Raw genomic sequence first — 20685 nt, 5'->3', positions numbered from 1 at the left:
AGATTTTAATTTTTTCCAGAAAGGCCTGCTCAGTGCACTGAGCAGGCCTTTCTGTTTTTTGTTCCGAACAAACGGGCTGACGAAAATAGATATCAACCCAGAAAACATAATTTTTTTGAAAAAATAATATTTGGCAAATAGATCAATAAGCCAAATATAGTCTCAATGAAGATTTTTTCTTATTTTTCAGTATTTAGGCTAGAATAAGTAGCATAATTTAAATAAAATTGACTAAAAAACACAAAACAGCTTAATTTTTTTGCACTATTGCTTGCGTAGAATAATTTATGTGACAAAATTTGCTTCGAAATAAGACCACAGTTACTACTCTACGCAACCAAATTTATAGTATGAAAAAAGCAATTTTACTTCTTAGTTCTTTGTTTTTAGGTTACGGTGTTCAGGCACAGGATACAACTGCTGTTGCACCCGGAAAATTTACGTTCTCGGGCTATCTGGACACCTATTACTTCGGTAATTTCAACAATCCGAAGAGTCAGTCAAATTTGGGTTTAAACGGTAGTGGGGTTGGGAATGCGCGTGCTTTTGACCAGAAGGCTGGCCAGTTCGGAATAGGATTGGTTCAGGCCAAAGCGGCTTACTCGTCTACACATGTGGATGCCGTTATGGACTTAACATTTGGCACCTTCTCAGACCTTGGGAACTATGGTAACAATTACGGTCTGCTAGGTACACCTGGTTCGACAGCTTTAGCCATTAAGCAAGCCTATGTTACACTGAAAGCATCTGACAAGCTGTCGTTTACGGCTGGTCAGTTTGGAACGCACATTGGGTATGAAGTGATCGACGCTCCGGTAAACTACAACTACTCGCTGTCGAACCTCTTCAACAACGGTCCTTTCTATCACATCGGTCTGAAAGCACAATATGCCTTCAGCGATCGGGCTTCGTTGATGCTGGGTATTGTGAACAACGTGGATAACCTGTTCGATAACAACAAAAAGAAAGGCTTTATCGGTCAGTTCTTTTTCTCGCCGGTTTCGGGCTGGAACGTGTATTTGAACGCCATCATGTCGAACGAAGCATCGAAAGATGTGCTGAATACACCGAGCAACACCGTTGCAGTTAGTGCGGACAACGCCATGTATCAACTCTTCGACCTGACGACAACCTACCAAATCACCTCGAAATTCTTCCTGGGACTGAATGCGGCTGCCGGGTCGCAGAAAGGTGATTACCAGGGCGCAGGTGGTCCTGTTGTGTCAAAAAACTGGGGTGGTGTCGCTGTGTATACGAACTATGCCTTCTCGGATAAATTTGGTTTAGGTGCTCGTTACGAGACGTTTGATAACAAAGGCGGTGCTCGTGCGCTGACGGATGCTGCCGGAAACGGTGCCAGCGTAAATTCGATCACCATCACAGGTAATATCACCACCGGCGATGGCCACGTATTGTTGAAGCCTGAATTGCGGATTGACAGCTATTCAGCCAACAAGTTTGAAAAGAACGATGGCTCGTTGACGACTTCTCAGACGACACTGGGTATGGCTGCCATCTTCAAGTTCTAGTCAGTATCTCCGTTTTCTTAACCTAGTTTTCAATTAACCAGTACAACAAAAAACCTCAATTATCATGCAAAAGCCCAATTACATTCCTCTGGTTTTGCTGTTGGTATTCGCCATTCTGGGCATAATACCCGGCTTTAATGGCGTACCAACGCAGATTGTGACCGAAGGCATCAACTCAGGTGATACGGCCTGGATGCTGGTGGCTACAGCCCTTGTTCTTCTGATGACTCCTGGTCTGGCGTATTTCTACGGCGGTATGGTGAACAATAAAAACGTGATTTCGACCATGTTGCAGAGCTTTATTGCCATGGGTGTGATCAGCGTATTGTGGGTGATCGTTGGTTTCAGCCTGGCATTTGGTTCCGACATTGGTGGATTTATCGGTAACCCAATGGATCACTTCATGTTCAAAGGTGTTCTGGACGGTAAGCCCTGGTCGCTGGCGGCTTCAATCCCACTGGTTGTATTTGCTTTCTTCCAACTGAAGTTTGCGGTTATTACGCCTGCTCTGGTAACGGGTTCGATGGCTGAGCGTGTCAATTTCCGCTCGTATGTCCTGTTCATGATCCTGTTCAGTGTGTTCGTATATGCTCCGCTGGCACACATGACCTGGCACCCAGAAGGTATCCTGTTTAAGCGTGGTGTACTCGATTTTGCAGGTGGTACGGTTGTTCACATGTCGGCTGGTTGGGCTGCTCTGGCTGGTGCTTTATACCTGAAGCGTCGTAAGTCGCATGTAGAAGCTAGCTATTTCCCACCTGCCAACATCCCATTCGTTCTGTTGGGTACAGGTCTGCTGTGGTTTGGCTGGTTCGGTTTCAACGCTGGTTCGGCAGTTGCTGCTTCGCCATTGGCTGCTTCAGCTTTCGCAACGACCAACACGGCTGCTGCTGCCGCTGGTCTGGGCTGGGTATTGTTCGATGCTGCTAAAGGCAAAAAAGTATCAGCTCTTGGTTTCTGTATCGGCGCTGTAGTAGGTCTGGTTGCTATTACGCCAGCCGCTGGTTTCGTAACGGTTCCAACCGCTATTTTCATCGGTACGGTAGCGGCCATTATCTCGAACTATGTGGCTCATCTGCGCTCGAAATCAACGCTGGACGACACGCTGGACGTATTCCCCTGCCATGGTGTAGGCGGTATGGTTGGTATGGTGATGACGGGTATTTTCGCTAGCAAAGGCGTGAACTCAGCCGTAGCCATTGAAGGTTTGGCTTTCGGTGAAACAGGTCTGTTCATCGAACACATGATTGCCCTGATCGGTGTATCTGTTTTCGCTTTTGGTATGTCGTTCGTACTGCTGAAAGTTACGGATCTGATCCTTCCGCTGCGCGTAACGGAGGAAGACGAGAAAGTTGGTCTGGACGTAAGCCAGCACGACGAGTTCCTCATCGAAGCTTAGAAGAATGTATGGTGTATGATATAGGATGGATTTTTTGACCTATATCATACACCATACCCCATACATAATTTATAGTAATTGATCATACATAGTAATCATACACAGTATACACTACTATAATGTATTAAAAAACGGCAGAGCCACAGGCACCCTGTCTGGCCATAATGTCTGGCAGTTTTATCTGTGGTTTTGTTGTACTCATGGAGCCGCTCCCACTTGGGGGCGGTTTCCTGTTTTTATAGACATAGTCAGGAATGGTCAAATGTGGTCAGAGATTGTCAAGTATGGTCAAACACCGTCTTACAACCCTTGACCATTCTTGACAATCTCTGACCATTTTTAAGCCAGCAGCATAACCAGTAAGGCTATAATGGCAGGCATGGCCTGAACCCAGAAGATGGATTTTTGCGCTGTTATGGCTCCGAAAATTCCAGCCACAATGACGCAACCAAGGAAAAAAACGGCGACATTTATGCGCCAGACGGGGTCCTGAATCAGTAATGACCAGATCAATCCAGCCGCCAGAAAACCATTATACAGTCCCTGATTGGCGGCCAGCGATTTCGTTGGCTCAAACAACTCAGCGGGAAACGATCGGAAGGTTTTACGGCCACGGGTAGTCCAGGCAAACATCTCCAGCCACAAAATGTAAATATGTTCGACGGCAACAAGTCCGATCAGGATTTTGGCAAGTAGGGTCATAGGCGGAGTAACTATTAGGTGAGACGATTTGCCAAATATCCAGAAACATTAACACATTGGCAATCAGTTCGCCAATTGAGTCAGGAGCATACCGAGCCTGCTCCGGCAACCCGATGTTTTCTGGTCGCGAATTTTGAGACTAATTAACGCATGACTATAAACCAGGGGGAACCATCAGCCGTCTGGTCAAGACGTGGCTAGCACAATCAATAGTAGAGCTAAGTTTTTTCGCCTACTAACTAATGAAGTAAGGCTGTATCAGCATCCTGCTGAACCTCAACCTGAGAAGTTATCTGCCTTCGGCCCGTTAACAATACCAATAGCGCGATAATTGATGAACCTGCCATCCCTAGTACCATCGGAATAGCCGAAGGTAACTCGAACAGACTGATAAATACGGATATCAACGTGCCCATACCCATTTGAAGTGCGCCCATCAAGGCCGAGGCACTACCAGCGTTTTTGGCAAATGGAGCCAACGATAACGCAGCTGCATTGGGGTTGGTAAAACCAATACAGCAGAGAAAAATGAACAGAAAAATAATTGTGATCGGAAGCGTCAGCCAACCCAATAACGCTACTGTCAGAAAAATTGATCCAATGAGTACCTGACCTACCAACGCCATGTTGATAATCTGCTCGCTCTTGTAGCTGCGCAGCAGTAAGGTATTTACCTGACTGGAGCCTATAAAACCAACCGACAGAAAAGCGAAGATCCATCCGTATACTTTTTCATCGGTATGGAACACGTCCATAAACAAAATCGGTGAGCCCGAAACATAGGCAAACAGGCCAGAGAAGGCGATGGCGCTGGTGAAGGCATAGGTGTAAAATTGAGGTTCCCGCAACACCTGCCAGAAATTAAGTAAAATTGGTTTTGGCTTCAACGAAATTGCCTCATCTGGTTTATAAGTAGATGGTAACCAGAAGTAGACGGCAATAAAAATAGCGATGCCCAGCCCCATCAGAATGAAAAACACCGTTTGCCAGCCCAGGGCTGAGGTCACATAACCACCAATGGTTGGGGCAATCATGGGCGAAGCACCCACCACCAGCAGTAAAAGGGAAAATACTTTAGCATTATCCTTTACCGGAAACAAATCACGCACCATGGCAACCGACGAAACCGCTGCTGCGCAACTTCCAATCGCCTGTATAACACGCATGACGATTAATCCGTCGATACTCGTCGTAAAAGCGCAGCCTGCTGAAGCCAGTATATAAACGATCAGTCCGATGTACAATGGCTTTTTTCGACCAAACCGGTCGAGCAGGGGGCCGTACAGAAGCTGGCCTACTGAAATACCAATGAAAAACCCGGATAAGGAGAGGGAAACTTTGGCTGGGGTGGTGTGTAGATCTTTGGCAATAGCAGGGAAACCCGGTAGATACATGTCAATAGAAAAGGGCCCCAGTGCGGTTAAACTACCTAAGATCAGAATCAGAAAGAAATATGTCTTTTTGGACATTGGAAATTAATCAGGTGATAGGAAAGCGATTGAGATAGTCTCTCCGACGAACTAGGGCTGTGAGTTATCCGGTGATTACCCAACACATGGTGTAGCAGATAACCACCGGATAACTCACATGGTTAAATTCGATCGGCAACATAAGCCGCTACTTCAGCTAACCGGTTTGAGAAACCCCATTCATTATCGTACCAGGAAGCAACCGATAGCAAATTTCCCTCTTTGGCCGTTAGGGGTAGATCAATCAGTGAGGAATGAGGATCGGCCACAATGCGAGACGATGCCCATTCGCCTTCCAATACGGCCATAACCCCTTTCAGAGGCCCTTCGGCGGCAGCCTTGCGGAATGCATCGTTGACTTCCTGTACAGTACAGGATTTTTCAGTGATCAGGTTCAACTCCGCAATACTACCTGTACGCGTGGGAACCCGGTAGGCCTTGCCCGTAATCTTAAGATCCGGCCAAATGAACTGCAAGGCCCGCGCAGCGCCTGACGAAGAAGGAATGATATTCTCAGCGGCAGCCCAGGAATCACGTCGGTCTTTCATTGGCTGATCGGTCAGCGATTGCGTGTTGGTATAGGAGTGTACAGTTGAAAAAAGGCCGTACTGGATACCGAAATTTTCTTTAATCACTTTGATGGGAGATGCCAGACCATTGGTGGTACAGCTGGCCATACTGATAATCTTGTGCTTTTGAGGGTCGAAGTCGTCCAGGTTGATTCCTTTCAGGAGTACCGCATCACAATCAGCCAACGTCTTACTTGGGGCACTAACGAGTACATAACTGGCTCCCCGATCGATGTGGGCCTGAGCCCCGGCCCGGTTGGTTGCCCGACCTGTGCAATCAACGACCAGATCAACCCCGAGGGCGGCCCAGTCCGGAATTTCTTTTGACGAATTGATGTATTCAATTTTCTGATCCCCAATAATAAGCGAGCCTTCATTTCCAGAAACGGGCTGCTGCCAACGACCATAATTGGTATCTACTTCAAACAAAGCGGCCAGGGTTGGCTCATCCCGAATATCCGAAATAGATCTCGGTACAAACAAGTTCTTACCAAGACCAACTCGAAGAAATTGCCGCCCGATACGGCCGAATCCATGCAAGGCAATGGGTTTCATACTGATTGTGATTAGATGAAAAAAGGTTTGCTGTACATGCATAAGTCAAAAACAAACGGCTTGGTTCGTTTCTGGTATGGGCTGTTGATAGAATAGAATTGAGGCTAATCGGGGAGCCGTTGAATGGTTTGTAGGAGTTTGCGGAAGGCAATGGGTAATACTGTAGGACGGCGGGTCGTGCGATCCACGTACACATGAACGAAGTGTCCCTGGGCAGCGGCCTGCGGCTCATCATTCTTAAAAACACCCAGTTCATAGCGTACGCTGGAGTTGCCCAGGTGAGTAACGGCCAGGCCCACAGTTATACTGTCGGGAAACGAAACCGGGCTGAAATAAGCGCACTGCGTTTCGACGACCAACCCAATGATGGGGCTGGTCTGGATATCCAACGCATTGTGCAGGATCAAATACTGATTGACAACCGTATCAAACCAACTGTAATACACTACATTATTCACATGGCCATAGCAATCATTGTCCATCCAGCGGGTGGTTAGGGTTTGGAAGTACCCAAAATCGGACCGTGTTTTAGCTGTTACCCGCATCAGGTTAGTAGATATAAGAAAGGATCGGCAGACCTAAGGGATTGGTAGTTCTGACGGGAAGTTAGGCCAATAATTTTCAAAATCTTATTGCTGTGTCGAAGCCGTTATCGGCTGATTTAAACAGCTAATATATACTGGCCTTTTTCACCAATGCGTTGCCGCGTCTCTTCGGTGATGTATCGGCTTTGGTCGATTTGCTGCGGCTGGTCTCTGTGGCAGAAATAGCTGTGAATACTGCGTCGGTCTTTATCGGTCAGGTTGGTGGTGCCACCGTGCCAAACGTGTGAGTTAAAAATAAACACCGTACCAGCGGGCGCAATGATCCGAATTTCGTCCGGGTGTTTATCGCTTGGGTCGGCCATGTCCTGATCGGGTAAACGGTTCAGTTTATGCGTTTTCGGTACGATGCGGGTAGACCCGTTGGTTTCGGTAAAATCGTCTAACAACCAGATACTGTTGCAGACCTGGTAGGCGCCGTTGACCACTGTATTTTTCCAATCAACATGAAGTTTTTGATGCCCTTTGCCCGGTTTGGCGGCCCGATAGTTCAGCGACGACAGCTTGTATTGAGATCCCAGAACGGCTTCAATACCCGCCAACGCGCGTGGGTGGGTGTAAAATACATCGAATACCTGCCCTTTATTGACCAAATCGGCCAATCGGTCAGCCCCTTCTTCTTTAGGGTGACGAATGTATTTGGATTGGGCCAGTTCATGGCCAGCCTCTTCGCCTTCCAACGTCATTAATTGGGCTAAGCGGTCATTTATTTGGGCCACCCGTTCGGGAGACAGAAGTTGCCCTAAATTTAGATAGCCATACGTTTCTAAAAACTCGGTTTCTTCCAGGGTAAGCATGGCAACGTCGTTTAATGATCGGATTTTGTCACAAAAGTATCAAGGCCATAAAAAAGGTGCAATAGCGACTGGTAGTGAAGAGTAAAGCCGTTGAAAGCAACCGTTCGAATTCTTAGATGCGAGATACTTTTCGTGAACGCTTTCTGGGTTCAAAATCCACTAATCGAATTGTTTCTTTCCGAAAGTTTACTTTTTATCATTATTTCAACCGATAATGCTGTCTTTGCCACAGTCAGAAGGAGGGTAGCAACCGAAATGCCTGATTGGACAACTTGATCAAATTTGGATTTTACCTAGCAAACGGACGATGAAACGTGTTACGATTAAAGAGATTGCTCAGGAATTAAATTTGTCGATCTCTACGGTTTCCCGAGCCTTGCGCAATAGTTGGGAAATCAATCCAGAAACCAAACAGAGGGTCCTGGAGCTGGCCCAGCGACTCGACTATAATCCTAATCCGATCGCCTTAAGTTTACTGAGTAGTCAAAGCCGCGATCTCGGAGTTATTGTCCCTGAGATCGCCAATCCTTTCTTTGCAGTCGTGATTGCGGGTATTGAGGAAGTTGCCTTTGCTCAGGGGTACCAGGTGGTTATTTACCAAAGTCATGAAGATTATGAACGGGAAGTAGCGAACGTAAAGCACATAAATAACCGGCGGAAAGATGGCCTGCTGGTGTCAATGGCCACCTCCACGAAGGACTATGCCCACTTCAGAAATCTTCACGATCGTGGTTTCCCTATTGTCTTTTTTGATCGGGTTTGTGAAGAGATTGACACCCACAAAGTGCAGGTAGATGATTTTGAAGGAGCTTACCTGGCTACTGAGCATTTAATTCAGCAAGGCTGTGAGCGGATTGCTCACTTATCGGGACCTGATAATTTATTGACTAGCCGCCGTCGCACACACGGATACCGAGCTGCCTTGCTGGACTATAAACGCCCCATTCGGGGTGAGTGGATTATTAGTTTACCGTTCAATTCAACAGCGTCCCTGGAAGCTACGCGTACCCTGTTGGATCAATCTGAACGCCCTGATGGTATTTTTGCGGGTAGCGATACCATTGCGTTAGGTTGTCATGCGGCCATTAGTGAAGCCGGTTTATCGATGCCAAAGGATGTAGCCCTGGTTGGTTTTGCGAATTTACCGTTTGCTTCCATGTTAAATCCGCCTTTAAGTTCGGTGGCCCAACCTGCCTTCGAGATGGGGCAATCGGCGGCTGCGTTACTGATTGATTTAATTAATAACCCTACCAGTCATTCAACACCAATCAGTAATGTCTTAAAGACTAAGCTAATCATCAGAAAATCCTCTCAACGAACAGTGTAAAATTTATCAGCTAATAGGAGATAAGCTTTATAAGAAAGTACAGCTAGTTGTTGTTACTTATCTGCCGGATAAAATGATTTAGTTTCTTCAATTTTTCCGACAATATTTTGATTGAACTCGTCAAGCTCTTCGGCTGGCACCCAGAGTTCATTATGAATTGGGCCACCTACATTTTGCACGTCAAACTTTTTAAGGTAGTCAATCTTTACCTCAAATTTTGTAACAAATCCAGAGCCTGACGCCGGTACATTCCAGTCTCTGGCGATTTGAATAGCATATTCTTCATTCATGACCGGATAGAATATAGGTTGCTCAGGTAATCTTGGTGGAAACGCTTTCCAGCCCGATTGTTCAATCAAAGCAAGCTCTTTTGGCCCGACTGGACGGAAAAGTGTGGTGGCCATAGTAAAATATTGTTGTACTTATGTTCAATGCTTATCTAAAACAAGCTCAGGTTCTTCGACTTCCATTAAGCCCTCGGCATTTACACCCGTCAAGCGTACGGGAAGCGTTTCGTTGATGAGCAGAGGGTCATATTTGGCAACGACCCGGAGGTAGTTTTCTGTAAAGCCCTGCATCAGGCCATCCTGAACGTCTTCTTCAAAAAGTACAGTAGCGGTTTGGCCAACCTGTTCGTCATAAAAGGCACGACGTTTTTTATCGGACAGAATGTGCAGCATTTTCGACCGCTCGGCCCGTATATGACCCGGCACCACCGGTTTGATGTTTATGGCCGTCGTGTTGGGACGCTCAGAGTAGGTAAACACGTGCAGATACGAAATTGGTAGTTCGTTCAGGAACAGATACGTTTCCTTAAATTCGGTATCCGTTTCGCCGGGATGACCCACAATCACATCCACGCCAATGCAGGCATGCGGCATCAGTTCTTTAATTTTCTGGACCCGATCGACATAGAGTTCGCGCTTGTACCGACGACGCATCAGCCCCAGTACCCGGTTACTACCTGATTGTAATGGGATATGAAAATGCGGTACGAACCGTTTCGACTGAGCCACAAACTGGATGATTTCGTCGGTCAATAGATTTGGCTCGATGCTGGAGATACGGAATCGTTCGATACCTTCAACTTCATCTAATGCCCGAACCAGATCGAAAAAGGTTTCCTGTCGTTGGCCGTTGATCAGCCCAAAATCGCCAATGTTTACGCCTGTCAGCACAATCTCCTTAACGCCACGACCGGCAATTTCCTGAGCTGCTTTGATTACATTGGCAACCGTATCGGAACGGCTTTTGCCCCGCGCCAATGGAATGGTACAATACGCACACGGATAATCACAACCATCCTGCACTTTCAGGAAGGTACGGGTACGGTCGTTGAGCGAGTAGGACGCATGATACTCGATGGCTTCTTCGATGGGTGAGTTGAAAACCTGAGCAGGTTGGCCGGTTGGTACTTTGACAAACGTTGGCATCAACTCATGCAGCCGGAATTTCTCAGATGCTCCCAATACCGCATCGACTCCCGGAATTTCGGAAATCTCCTGTGGTTTCAATTGAGCATAACATCCCAGAATAGCCACATAGCCATCAGGATTAATTTTTTGCGCTTCGCGGACAATTTTCCGGCATTTTTTGTCGGCATTGTCGGTCACGGAGCAGGTGTTGATGATGAAGATGTCGGGTTGCTGGTTGAATTCCACGCGCTTATAGCCATGCTGTTCCATCAGACGGGCCAGTGTGGATGTTTCGGAAAAATTCAGTTTGCAACCGAGTGTATAAAAAGCAACTTTTTTCACAGCAGATGATCTATCTTGCAAAATTACAAAAAAACGGCGGGCTGGGTTCCGTTCGGATTGCAACAGAAGTTGAACCTGTTTAAACTATTCGTTTTGTAGAAAATGTAAGACTCTTTTTTGTCATTCCGACCGGGACGCGTAGTCGCAGGAGGAATCTCAAATCGCTCATTAGTCAAGCTTGAGATTCCTCCTGCGACTACGCGTCCCGGTCGGAATGACAAAAAATCGATCCAGTTACAGCGAAAATTAGAAAGTTTAAACAGGTTAATTGTTTCACGTTACAGGTTTAGCGTTTTAGGTTGGCTGATGCACAGTTGCTTTCGTATCAATCAACCGCTAAGGCCGACCGCCTAAAGCATTAAACGGATTAGCTTTGCAGTATGCATTTATTTTACCAGCCCAATCTGAATTCGATTGATTCGGTTTCCCAACTGACTGAAGATGATTCGCGCCATGCCGTGAAAACTTTACGCCTGAGTGTTGGCGAGGTTATTGCTGTGACGGATGGACAAGGAAATCGGTTTACTGCCGTTATAACTCAGGCCGATGCCAAGCGTTGTGGTTTTCGTATTAAAGACACTCATACGACTCCATCCAGGCCATTTTCGGTTCGGATTTGTGTGGCACCGACCAAAAATCTGGATCGTATCGAATGGTTTGTAGAGAAAGCCGTGGAGGTAGGAATTGAGCGGATCAGCTTTTTTTTCGGGCAGCATTCCGAACGGCGGGTACTCAAACTGGAAAGGTTGGAAAAGATTGCTATTGCGGCTATGAAACAGTCCCTACAGTCGTTTTTACCCCGTCTGGATGAGGCTGTTTCGTTTGGTGAACTGATCAAAACAATCGAGGATGAAGATCGGTTTATTGCACATTTGCCCAGCGAGGATTCGCCTGCTAACGAGCCAGTGATTAACTTAGCAAAAGTGACCGTACCCAACCATCGATATGCCGTGCTGATTGGACCGGAAGGCGATTTTTCGGAAACCGAGTTGCAACTGGCTTTGTCGGCTGGTTTTCAAATGGTAACATTAGGCGCTAATCGACTTCGAACCGAAACCGCTGCCCTTACAGCCTGTCAGCTATTGAATTTTATAAACGCATGAAAAAACTACTGCTCGTCTTCACCATTCTGCTCTCAACATCCTTGATTGCACAGGCGCAATATGCCTATAAAATTGCCAAGCTAAAGTATGGTGGTGGTGGCGACTGGTATGCCAATAAAACCTCATTGCCCAATCTGATCAAGTTTGCGAATGCGAATCTGCGGATGAACATCTTCCCGGAAGAAGACATCGTAGAAGCCGGTAGCCCCGATATTTTTGGGTATCCGTTTGTGCATATGACGGGTCACGGCAACGTTACGTTCAGCGATGCCGAGGTGCAGAATCTTCGCCGGTATCTGATGTCGGGTGGATTTTTACACATCGACGATAACTACGGACTGGATAAGTTTATCCGTCGGGAGATGAAAAAAGTGTTCCCAGAGCTGAACTTCATTGAGTTGCCGTTCAATCATCCGGTGTATCAGCAGAAGTTTAAATTTCCGAATGGACTGCCTAAAGTACACGAGCACGATGGCAAAGCTCCTCAGGGTTTCGGGCTGATTTACCAGGGGCGTCTGGTCTGTTTTTACAGCTATGAGTGTGATTTGGGGAACGGTTGGGAAGACCAGAGTGTGTACAATGATCCCGAGCCCGTACGTCAGCAGGCATTACGGATGGGGGCGAATTTGCTGCAATACGCAACAACTACGAATTAGAGTTCTAGAGTTTCTGCGGCTAAACAATATGCTGGTTGCGTAGAACCAAAAGGAATTGAGGTTTACGGCGAATTAGTAGCATTTGCTCAGACTTAAATTATTTGAGGAAGCTGGGGCTAATCCGATAGGAATTCGTTAGTTTTGTATAAATATTTTTAGTGACTTGTAGTTTCACCCTCTAATTAGTAAAGATTGTGATTGTACTGGCCGCGTTCATTGGGCATTGGTATTTGTCCCTGTTCTGCCAAACATTTTTCTTACACCGCTATTCAGCCCATAAAATGTTCTCGATGAGCAAATTCTGGGAGCGGTTTTTTTACACGCTGACGTACATTTCGCAGGGTTCATCGTACCTGAGCCCACGGGCGTATGCGGTTCTGCACCGGATGCACCATGCGTTTAGCGACACCGAAAAAGATCCTCATTCGCCACATCATACGAAGAACATATTCACGATGATGTGGAAAACGAAAGATATTTACAACGCTGTTCTGCATCGTAAATATGCTGTTGAACGTCAGTTCGACCGCAATTATCCAGAATGGAGTTTTATTGAAAAACTAGGCGATTCGTGGGTGTCGCGGATTGGCTGGGGTGTGCTCTATAGCGTATTCTACATCTTTGCGTTCATTTATCTGGATATGCACTGGGCCTTCTTCTTTTTGTTGCCAGTGCATTTTGTAATGGGACCTGTTCACGGGGCTATCATCAACTGGAGCGGCCATAAGTATGGATACTCGAACTTCGACAACCAGGATAAATCGAAAAATTCGCTGGTTCTGGACGTAGTTATGATGGGCGAGTTGTTCCAGAATAATCACCACAAGCGTCCGAATGCTGCTAATTTCGGGGCGAAATGGTTTGAGTTTGATCCAACCTACCCACTTATCGGTATCCTGAACAAACTTCATATCGTCCGGTTACGACCGTCGGCTGAAGCTAAAAAAGCACAGCAGGAAGTTGGTCACGACCGTCGAGTCGATGCCCAATAGCAATAGAGCCAATATCAACAGGAAAAGCCCTGAATCGATCGATTCAGGGCTTTTCCTGTTTAGGGCACTAACAAGTTGATGTTGACTTACTTGAGCTACAACAGTGCTTTAGCGATGTCTTGCCACGACTTTACGCGCCGAAATTGAGTATCTTCCCTATTATGAAGGGCATCGAAGAGAAGGCCCTCCCCCTGAAATGTGCGGAGGTTTCTCGGTAAGTCATCAATCAGAAAATCTGTATTCAGAATGCTTTTATCGCCCAGAAAAATATAGTTGTGCCAGGTAATAGCCGGGAAATGCAGTTGTAACCAGTCCCACTTCTCACGCAGCGAGTTCGGAAACTCCTGAGCGGCCGAAGCTACGAAAACATCGTATTTCTGCATCAGATCGGCAATTACGTCCTGAGCCCCTTCCATGACCGGAATATCGGCAAAGAAACCCGGCTCATACACCCGTTGCGATAGGGTATAATATTCGTGTTCATCAAACAACTCGTGAAATGACTTCTCTTTCAATTCTTCGAGGGTGTAGCGGGGCATTTCGCCTTCCAGATACAGTTTAACGAATTTAGCGTGTGTGTCGGCCATGACATCATCCATGTCGATGGCAATGCGTTGTTTCATAATTGTCTGATCGGACCGCCGACGCGGCCGGGATTTAGCTGATTTAACTGACCGACTTTGATTTTGCTTTCAAAGAAAGCTAATAGCACAAAATCATAGTCGGTCAGTTAAATCACATAAATCCCGGTTTAAATTGTTCAAGATAATCGGCGACTCGCCGGACAAATTGGCCACCCAATGAACCATCGACAACGCGATGATCGTAGGAGTGAGAGAGGAACATTAACTGACGAATGCCAATGAAATCGCCCTGTGGGGTTTCGATGACAGCCGGTTTTTTGACGATGGCACCAAACGCCATAATGGCTACCTGAGGTTGTACAATGATCGGCGTTCCCATGAGGTTGCCAAACGTCCCGATGTTGGAAATGGTGTACGTACCGCCCGCCAGATCGTCGGCGGTCAGCTTGTTCTCACGGGCTCGTTTGGTTAGATCGTTTACCTTTTTAGTCAGTCCTACCAGGTTATATTGATCCGCATTATGGATAACGGGTACGATCAAATTCCCATTGGGCAAGGCCACGGCCATCCCGATGTTGACCTGCTTTTTGACCAGAATAGTATCATCCTCCACCGATACATTGATCATCGGGAAGTCCTTAATGGCTTTCACAACCGCTTCGACCAGAATTGGTGTATAGGTCAGATTTTCGCCGGTCTGTTGTTTGAAATGGTCTTTTACTTTCGTTCGCCAGTCGACAACCGGAGTCATATCGGCCTCCACGAATGAACTAACATGGGGCGAAATCTGCTTCGACTCAACCATACGCTGAGCGATCATCTTTCGCATCCGATCCATCTGGATAATGTCGGTTTGCCCATTTAGAGAGCGTGGTGCAGCGGGTTGGGGGCTGGGGGCCAGGTGCATGGGGCCGACAGGCCGCACAAGGTTTTCGACACCTTGCTCCTTGCGCCCTGTTGCACGGCCCTCAGCGCGGTCAATTACATAAGCGAGTATGTCCTTTTTAGTAACCCGATTGTCGGCGCCAGAGCCGGGAATACGATCCAGTTCATCACGCGAAACCGCTTCCTCTTTGGCAATATTCAGGACCAATGGCGAGTAAAAACGGTTGGCAAAGACAGGGGCATCACTCGCTACAACTGGCTGGGATGTCGGTGAGGTAGGGCTGGTCTGAGCAGGTCGGCTGCTCATGGCTAAAATACTGGCTTCCAGTTCATGAGCAGATTCGGTTACTTCATGACTTTCGGTCTCAGGCTGGTCATTCGCCAATCCAGGACGGGCAATATCGCCAATCCCTTTTGGCATTTCATCAGCTTCGTCGGGCTGGTCACTGGATGGTTTTGAAGCCTGTTCTGTTGACTCTTTCGCATCGACCTCTATACGAGCGATGGGTGCTCCAATAGCGACCACATCCCCATCTTTTACCAGTAACTCTTTCAAAATACCAGCACGGGGAGCTGGTACTTCGGTGTCAACTTTATCGGTCGCTACCTCCAGTACAGACTCGTCGGCTTCAATACGGTCGCCCGGTTGTTTCAACCAGGTGATAACCGTACATTCCATTATACTTTCGCCCATTTTGGGCATGATCATGTCGATGAGAGCCATATTCGTTAAGGAGCGAGGAGCGAGGAGCGGGGAGTTAGAAGGGCTGACGCATCAATGTCTGAACAACCATTCTCACTTCTCGCTCCTAACTCCTACATACTAGTTCATAATTTCTTCCCGCAGCATGTTCAGCAAGTAGGTGCTGGTGAGCTGGATGTTCTGGTCGCGGTATTGGCCCAGTTTGAGCAGCCGCGTGACCGTACGAGTATCCGTGGCACAGGCAATCCAGATTGTTCCGACGGGTTTATCAGGCGTGCCACCGTCGGGTCCGGCGATTCCGCTGGTCGCGATACCTACGTTTGTTCCCAATGCCGTTCGGACTCCTTCGGCCATCTGCCGTACCGTTTCCTCACTTACCGCGCCAAAGAGTTCCAGCGTTTCAGGCTTTACACCTAATGCCGTCACTTTCACGGCGTTGCTGTAGCTGACAATGCTTCCCCAGAAGTACGCCGATGAGCCGGGCACTTTGGTGATTTGCGACGATACATACCCACCGGTGCAGCTTTCGGCAATTCCCAGCGACAGGTTTTTCTCTTTCAATAACTGACCAACTACTTCTTCGAGTTCGTCGTTATCGTAACCATACACATGCTTACTGATCAGTGGCATTACTTTTTCCACTTGCTCCGCCAATTCCTGATCTAATACCGCCTGATCGTCGCCAGTGGCCGTTAGCCGAAGTTTGACCCCGCCGAAACTAGGTAAGTACGCCAGTTTGATATGATTAGGTAGGGCATCTTCCCAGGCTTCGATCCGCTCGGCCAGGAACGACTCACCAATACCTACCGTCCGAATCATCTTGTGTTTGATGATAGGCGTCTGGAAGTGGCTGGTTAGTTTCGGTAAAATCCGGTTCGTCATGAGGTGCTTCATTTCGAACGGAACACCGGGTAGCGATACATATACCCGCCCTTCGTGTTCAAACCACATACCAGGGGCAGTGCCCCAATCATTCTGGATGTAGACGGCATTGGCGGGCAGATCGGCCTGAGCGCGGTTCAGATCGGTTATTTCCCGGCCTCGCTTGGTGAAAAAACTGGTTACCAATGCCAGCGCATCGGGGTTCCGAACCATGCCGACACCAAAATATGTGCACAGCGTTTTCTTGGTGATGTCATCTTTGGTAGGACCGAGGCCACCGGTAATGATGATGACGTCGGCACGTTGGTGGGCTTCGTGCAGTACCTGCAGGATGACGTCGGCTTGATCGCCTACCGACGATTTACGAACGGTTCGAATGCCGATATTGGTAAGTTCGGTGCCAATCCAGGCCGTATTCGTATCGATAATTTGCCCGAACAATATTTCGTCGCCGATGGTAATTACTTCGGCACGGATGGTGTTAGTCATAGAAATGAATAATGGGAAATGGATAATGTATAATGACTTGCGGACTCCATTCCAGTGATTGAATGAAAAAATATTTTACTGACTATCAGGCCGTTGAAAAATATTTTTCATTATACATTATACATTATGCATTCATCTCTGTCAAAAGTACGAAAAAACGATTTAGCGCCATTGCCAGTTACGAAATAGCAACCTGATAAATAAAATGAAGAATAAAACCATTTTTACGGCCACCTTGCTCGCCTTCGTCATCAATCAAACGAGCTTTGCTCAGGATTCGACTCGTCAGCAGCAATCGTCTGGGAGCGGCATTTTTGGCAAAATCCTCAAAGCCGTTACCGAAACGGCCCCCAGCACGTCGGGTGGTTTGACCAGTACCGATATTGCCTCGGGACTTAAAGAGGCCCTGCGCGTTGGGGTTACCAATGGATCGAATCAGGCATCGAAGCTGGACGGTTACTTTAAGAACCCATTGTTGAAAATTGCGTTCCCGCCCGAAGCACAAAATGTAGCAACGAGACTTCGTCAGTTGGGTTTCAATAAGCAGGTCGACCAGTTTGAGCTATCGATGAACCGGGCGGCTGAAGATGCGGCCAAGAAAGCGGCTCCTGTATTTGTGAAAGCCATCACATCGATGAGTATTCAGGATGCCGTTGGTGTTCTGCGGGGCAATGATGATGCGGCTACACAGTACTTACGCCGAACATCGGGGCAGCAATTGGTGACGGAATTTACACCTATTGTCGATAGTACGCTACGAAAAAACAACGCGACCAAGTATTACGCCGACCTGGCGAATATCTACAACAAAATACCGCTTGTTCAGAAAGTGAACCCGAATCTGACGGAGTATGCGACCAATAAAGCCGTTGACGGTCTGTTTATTCTGGTCGCTCAGGAAGAGAAGAAAATTCGGGAGAATCCGGCCGCCCGCGTAACGGATATACTGAAGAAGGTATTTTCGAAGCAGTAACGTGTAACGCGGGTGGAAACCCGCGATCTATATCAGCCTTAGTGCCTATAGATCGCGGGTTTCCACCCGCGTTACTGTTCCATATACGAGTCGTTATTGATATACTCCAGTTTATTGGCCCATACCAGTGCAATCTGAGTAGCTCGCTGCCGAACCTGCTCGGCGGTTTCGCCGGTAAAGTTTTCAGCCAACGTGGCTGTGAACAATTGAAGCCAACGCTCGAAATGGTCGATAGTAAGCGTATGCTGTTGATTAACAATTAAATGTGGGCGAAATGGATGTCCATCATAGGCATTATTTCCCAGGATAATCGACTCCCAAAAGGCATACATTTTGGGCAGGTGCTTCGACCAATCAACTTGGGCCACATCGGTGAAGACCGGACCGATAAACGGGTCAGCCTGTACTTTCTCATAGAACGAATCGACCAGAAACTTTATGGCTTCCGGCGAATCCAGCGTTTTTCTGGACATATTGCTATTGTGTTTTCGACAGGAATACAGCCGGTCGATGCTAGGCTGTATCCCTGTCGAAATAACCCTGATTCAGGCCGAAAACGTTTCCTTATACTGGTCTTCATTAAAGCCCAGCGCTACAATTTTTCCATCTGCTTCGATTAAGGGCCTACGAATCACCGAAGTTTTATCAAGCATCAGGGCAATGGCTCCTTCTGCATCGGTCGGCTTTTCAGCATCCGGCAGCTTTTTCCAGGTAATACCTGCGCGATTAACCAGTTCTTCCCAAGGTTTCTGAGTAAGCCAATGTTCAATCGTTTTTCGGTCAATGCCCTGCTTCTTGTAATCATGAAATTGGTAATCAACACTGTGGTTGGCCAGCCAGATACGGGCTTTTTTCACAGTGTCGCAGTTAGGAATGGCGTAAAGCGTATACATGAGGTGCTATGGAAATCGAACGAAAGGACGAATGTGCCTTTTGGATGAATGACGAAACAAAATTACCGATCAAACCGAAAAATGTCTGCATCCTGATTTTTCTTTCCCTGCATTAAGTCAGTGATGATTTCGGCGGCTAAAATGCTGAACAAAATGCCATTACCGCCAAAACCGAGGGCAAAATAGGTATTAGGATGATCGCTCACCGAACCGATATAGGGTAAGCCATCTACCGTTTCGGCAAACGTACCACACCATTCGTAGTCGATGTAGAACGGCAGATCGGGGAAAAATCGTCGGGCGGCCTGCTCAAGCTGTCGGCTTTTGTCCGTCAGTAATCTGTCGCGTTTGCGGGCGCTTTGAAACATTTCGTCTTTGCCACCAATCAGCATTCGGTTATCGTCGGTGGTGCGCATATACAGGTAGGGGCGGGCACTCTCCCAGACGAGCGCATTTTCGTACCAGAGCGTAGGCTGGGGCATAGGCTTACTCACCAGTGCATAGGAGGAGTGCAGCCGGACAATTTGTTTGGAGAGGTAGTTCTGCGATTCATACCCGCAGGCAATCACTAGCTTTTGGGCCTTTATCGTATTGCCATGCTCAAGTGTGAGCGTTACGCCCGTAGAATTGTGATGAATATCAGTCACTTCGACAGTATCATACACGCGGGCCCCTTTTTCGATACAGCACTGCAACAGCGCATGGGACAATCGATAAGCATCCACCTGAGCGCCATCGTGCGACAAAATAGCTCCGCTTTTTTTGATACCCGGAAAATGATGCTGTAACGTATCGGCATCCCACCAGTCGACCCGGATACCCTGTTTTTTACGCGCCTGAAATTCGGCTTTCAGCGGCTCCAGATCAGCTTTGGTAGACGCATAATAGACACTTTTCTTCCGGGAGAAATTTGTGTCGACTCCCAGTTGTTGCGTAATGTCCTGCACTTTTTGGATGGCTTCTACGCATAAATGATAGCTACGTACAGCCTGCTTTTCGCCAATCATGGCAATGAGGTCAACCAGCATGGTGTCGATTTCGTACTGCAACAGGGCGGTACTGCCTGATGTGCTCCCCATGCCGATATGCCTTTTTTCGAGTACAATGACCGGAAAGCCTGCTTCTGTAAGGTACCAGGCCATCAAAGCCCCTGTAATGCCACCACCCATGATCACTACTTCTTCTTTTTCATCCCTAAGAAGCGCGGGATATGCATTTAACACGCCATTTTTGTAAAACCAATACGGTTGTCCACTTAGTAAATCCATGAGTTGTTTTCAATAATAGCAGGTAAAACGATTGTGGAAGGCTGGTGTTTGAAGAAAGACCAGCAGATGAGTGGGTTTCCGGCTGCACTCTGTAAATTTGTAATTATGAAAAAATCAGACATCAATTTTTCGGTTGAACTCGACAAGGATAATGTTCCCGAAAAAATCTATTGGGACGCGACCGACAATCCAAACGAAGGGCTTAGCGATACACGGGCAATTGCTATTGCCCTCTGGGACCACTATCATAACAGCACGCTCAAAATCGACCTCTGGACAAAGGAAATGGAGGTAATCGATATGAAGCGCTTCCTGATCGAAATTATGAGCGGTATTGCCGATACGGCCGTAAACGCAACAGGCGATCAGCAGATGGCGAACGATATCGAAAAAACCTGCCGCGTGCTCAGCAAACGACTCGAAGAAGAAATTAAACAGCAGCAAAATCAACAGCAATAGGCACGAAGCCAACACATTGGCCGTTAATTTGCTAAGGTCTGTTTAAACATATTTTAAACACATCGGACCGCCGAAGCGGAGGCACAGAGAAC

General features: G+C 47.3%; 21 protein-coding genes. 8 read left to right on the top strand and 13 right to left on the bottom strand.

Annotated features, from left to right (window positions below; all coding sequences use genetic code 11):
• Nucleotides 1-350 precede the first annotated feature (350 nt).
• Nucleotides 351-1529, top strand: a complete 1179-nt coding sequence (locus ACYVFD_RS16095) for a porin (protein ID WP_461091257.1) — start codon at nt 351-353, stop codon at nt 1527-1529.
• A 64-nt stretch (nt 1530-1593) separates the two neighbouring features.
• Nucleotides 1594-2928: an ammonium transporter gene (locus tag ACYVFD_RS16090; protein ID WP_461091256.1), complete on the top strand. Its 1335-nt coding sequence runs from the start codon at nt 1594-1596 to the stop codon at nt 2926-2928.
• Between the two features lie 339 nt (nt 2929-3267).
• Here ACYVFD_RS16090 and ACYVFD_RS16085 read toward each other — a convergent pair whose 3' ends face one another.
• The 5 genes from ACYVFD_RS16085 to ACYVFD_RS16065 form a co-directional block, all read right to left on the bottom strand.
• The gene (locus ACYVFD_RS16085; RefSeq protein ID WP_461091255.1) at nt 3268-3630 is read right to left on the bottom strand and encodes a DUF1304 domain-containing protein; all 363 of its coding nucleotides are present in this window, start codon (nt 3628-3630) and stop codon (nt 3268-3270) included.
• Between the two features lie 239 nt (nt 3631-3869).
• Nucleotides 3870-5099, bottom strand: a complete 1230-nt coding sequence (locus tag ACYVFD_RS16080; protein ID WP_461091254.1) for a multidrug effflux MFS transporter — start codon at nt 5097-5099, stop codon at nt 3870-3872.
• 122 nt (nt 5100-5221) lie between these two features.
• A complete protein-coding gene (locus tag ACYVFD_RS16075; protein ID WP_461091253.1) occupies nt 5222-6223 on the bottom strand; it encodes a type I glyceraldehyde-3-phosphate dehydrogenase in 1002 nt (333 codons plus the stop codon).
• A gap of 104 nt (nt 6224-6327) precedes the next feature.
• Nucleotides 6328-6768, bottom strand: coding sequence for an acyl-CoA thioesterase (locus tag ACYVFD_RS16070; RefSeq protein ID WP_461091252.1), 441 nt, complete (start codon nt 6766-6768; stop codon nt 6328-6330).
• A gap of 116 nt (nt 6769-6884) precedes the next feature.
• On the bottom strand, nt 6885-7622 hold the full coding sequence (locus ACYVFD_RS16065; RefSeq protein ID WP_461091251.1) for a phytanoyl-CoA dioxygenase family protein: 738 nt from the start codon (nt 7620-7622) through the stop codon (nt 6885-6887).
• Between the two features lie 307 nt (nt 7623-7929).
• Here ACYVFD_RS16065 and ACYVFD_RS16060 point away from each other — a divergent pair, with 307 nt between their 5' ends.
• A complete protein-coding gene (locus tag ACYVFD_RS16060; protein ID WP_461091250.1) occupies nt 7930-8949 on the top strand; it encodes a LacI family DNA-binding transcriptional regulator in 1020 nt (339 codons plus the stop codon).
• Nucleotides 8950-9002: 53 nt separating this feature from the next.
• On the opposite strand, the gene ACYVFD_RS16055 is transcribed toward ACYVFD_RS16060, so the two are convergent.
• On the bottom strand, nt 9003-9353 hold the full coding sequence (locus tag ACYVFD_RS16055; protein WP_461091249.1) for a hypothetical protein: 351 nt from the start codon (nt 9351-9353) through the stop codon (nt 9003-9005).
• Nucleotides 9354-9377: 24 nt separating this feature from the next.
• Nucleotides 9378-10706 (bottom strand): tRNA (N(6)-L-threonylcarbamoyladenosine(37)-C(2))-methylthiotransferase MtaB, encoded by a 1329-nt coding sequence (gene mtaB, locus ACYVFD_RS16050; RefSeq protein ID WP_461091248.1) that lies wholly within the window; start codon nt 10704-10706, stop codon nt 9378-9380.
• 380 nt (nt 10707-11086) lie between these two features.
• On the opposite strand from mtaB, the gene ACYVFD_RS16045 reads away from it, so the two are divergent.
• The 3 genes from ACYVFD_RS16045 to ACYVFD_RS16035 all read left to right on the top strand — a co-directional run bounded on the left by ACYVFD_RS16045 (nt 11087) and on the right by ACYVFD_RS16035 (nt 13457).
• Nucleotides 11087-11809, top strand: a complete 723-nt coding sequence (locus ACYVFD_RS16045) for a 16S rRNA (uracil(1498)-N(3))-methyltransferase (RefSeq protein WP_461091247.1) — start codon at nt 11087-11089, stop codon at nt 11807-11809.
• Nucleotides 11806-12465, top strand: coding sequence for a DUF4159 domain-containing protein (locus ACYVFD_RS16040; RefSeq protein ID WP_461091246.1), 660 nt, complete (start codon nt 11806-11808; stop codon nt 12463-12465). The genes ACYVFD_RS16045 and ACYVFD_RS16040 overlap by 4 nt, the downstream gene beginning before the upstream one ends.
• Nucleotides 12466-12659: 194 nt before the next feature.
• Nucleotides 12660-13457 (top strand): acyl-CoA desaturase, encoded by a 798-nt coding sequence (locus ACYVFD_RS16035; RefSeq protein WP_461091245.1) that lies wholly within the window; start codon nt 12660-12662, stop codon nt 13455-13457.
• 95 nt (nt 13458-13552) lie between these two features.
• Here ACYVFD_RS16035 and ACYVFD_RS16030 read toward each other — a convergent pair whose 3' ends face one another.
• From ACYVFD_RS16030 to ACYVFD_RS16020, 3 genes are all read right to left on the bottom strand, one after another.
• The gene (locus ACYVFD_RS16030; protein ID WP_461091244.1) at nt 13553-14080 is read right to left on the bottom strand and encodes a 5' nucleotidase, NT5C type; all 528 of its coding nucleotides are present in this window, start codon (nt 14078-14080) and stop codon (nt 13553-13555) included.
• A 112-nt stretch (nt 14081-14192) separates the two neighbouring features.
• The gene (locus ACYVFD_RS16025; RefSeq protein ID WP_461091243.1) at nt 14193-15650 is read right to left on the bottom strand and encodes a dihydrolipoamide acetyltransferase family protein; all 1458 of its coding nucleotides are present in this window, start codon (nt 15648-15650) and stop codon (nt 14193-14195) included.
• 99 nt (nt 15651-15749) lie between these two features.
• Entirely contained in the window at nt 15750-17000 is a 1251-nt protein-coding gene (locus ACYVFD_RS16020) for a competence/damage-inducible protein A (RefSeq protein WP_461091242.1), read from the bottom strand.
• Nucleotides 17001-17205: 205 nt separating this feature from the next.
• On the opposite strand from ACYVFD_RS16020, the gene ACYVFD_RS16015 reads away from it, so the two are divergent.
• Nucleotides 17206-17973, top strand: coding sequence for a DUF4197 domain-containing protein (locus ACYVFD_RS16015; RefSeq protein ID WP_461091241.1), 768 nt, complete (start codon nt 17206-17208; stop codon nt 17971-17973).
• A 71-nt stretch (nt 17974-18044) separates the two neighbouring features.
• On the opposite strand, the gene ACYVFD_RS16010 is transcribed toward ACYVFD_RS16015, so the two are convergent.
• The 3 genes from ACYVFD_RS16010 to ACYVFD_RS16000 all read right to left on the bottom strand — a co-directional run bounded on the left by ACYVFD_RS16010 (nt 18045) and on the right by ACYVFD_RS16000 (nt 20134).
• Nucleotides 18045-18446 (bottom strand): group III truncated hemoglobin, encoded by a 402-nt coding sequence (locus tag ACYVFD_RS16010; protein WP_461091240.1) that lies wholly within the window; start codon nt 18444-18446, stop codon nt 18045-18047.
• Between the two features lie 72 nt (nt 18447-18518).
• On the bottom strand, nt 18519-18866 hold the full coding sequence (locus ACYVFD_RS16005) for an ArsC family reductase (RefSeq protein ID WP_461091239.1): 348 nt from the start codon (nt 18864-18866) through the stop codon (nt 18519-18521).
• 62 nt (nt 18867-18928) lie between these two features.
• Nucleotides 18929-20134, bottom strand: coding sequence for an NAD(P)/FAD-dependent oxidoreductase (locus tag ACYVFD_RS16000; protein WP_461091238.1), 1206 nt, complete (start codon nt 20132-20134; stop codon nt 18929-18931).
• 105 nt (nt 20135-20239) lie between these two features.
• Between ACYVFD_RS16000 and gldC the strand changes: the two genes are divergently transcribed.
• Entirely contained in the window at nt 20240-20593 is a 354-nt protein-coding gene (gene gldC, locus ACYVFD_RS15995) for a gliding motility protein GldC (protein WP_461091237.1), read from the top strand.
• Nucleotides 20594-20685 lie beyond the last annotated feature (92 nt).

This window comes from Spirosoma gilvum (assembly GCF_054776815.1).
The sequence above is the reverse complement of the archived record's forward strand: the minus strand, read 5'-3'. Positions and strand labels throughout refer to the sequence as shown.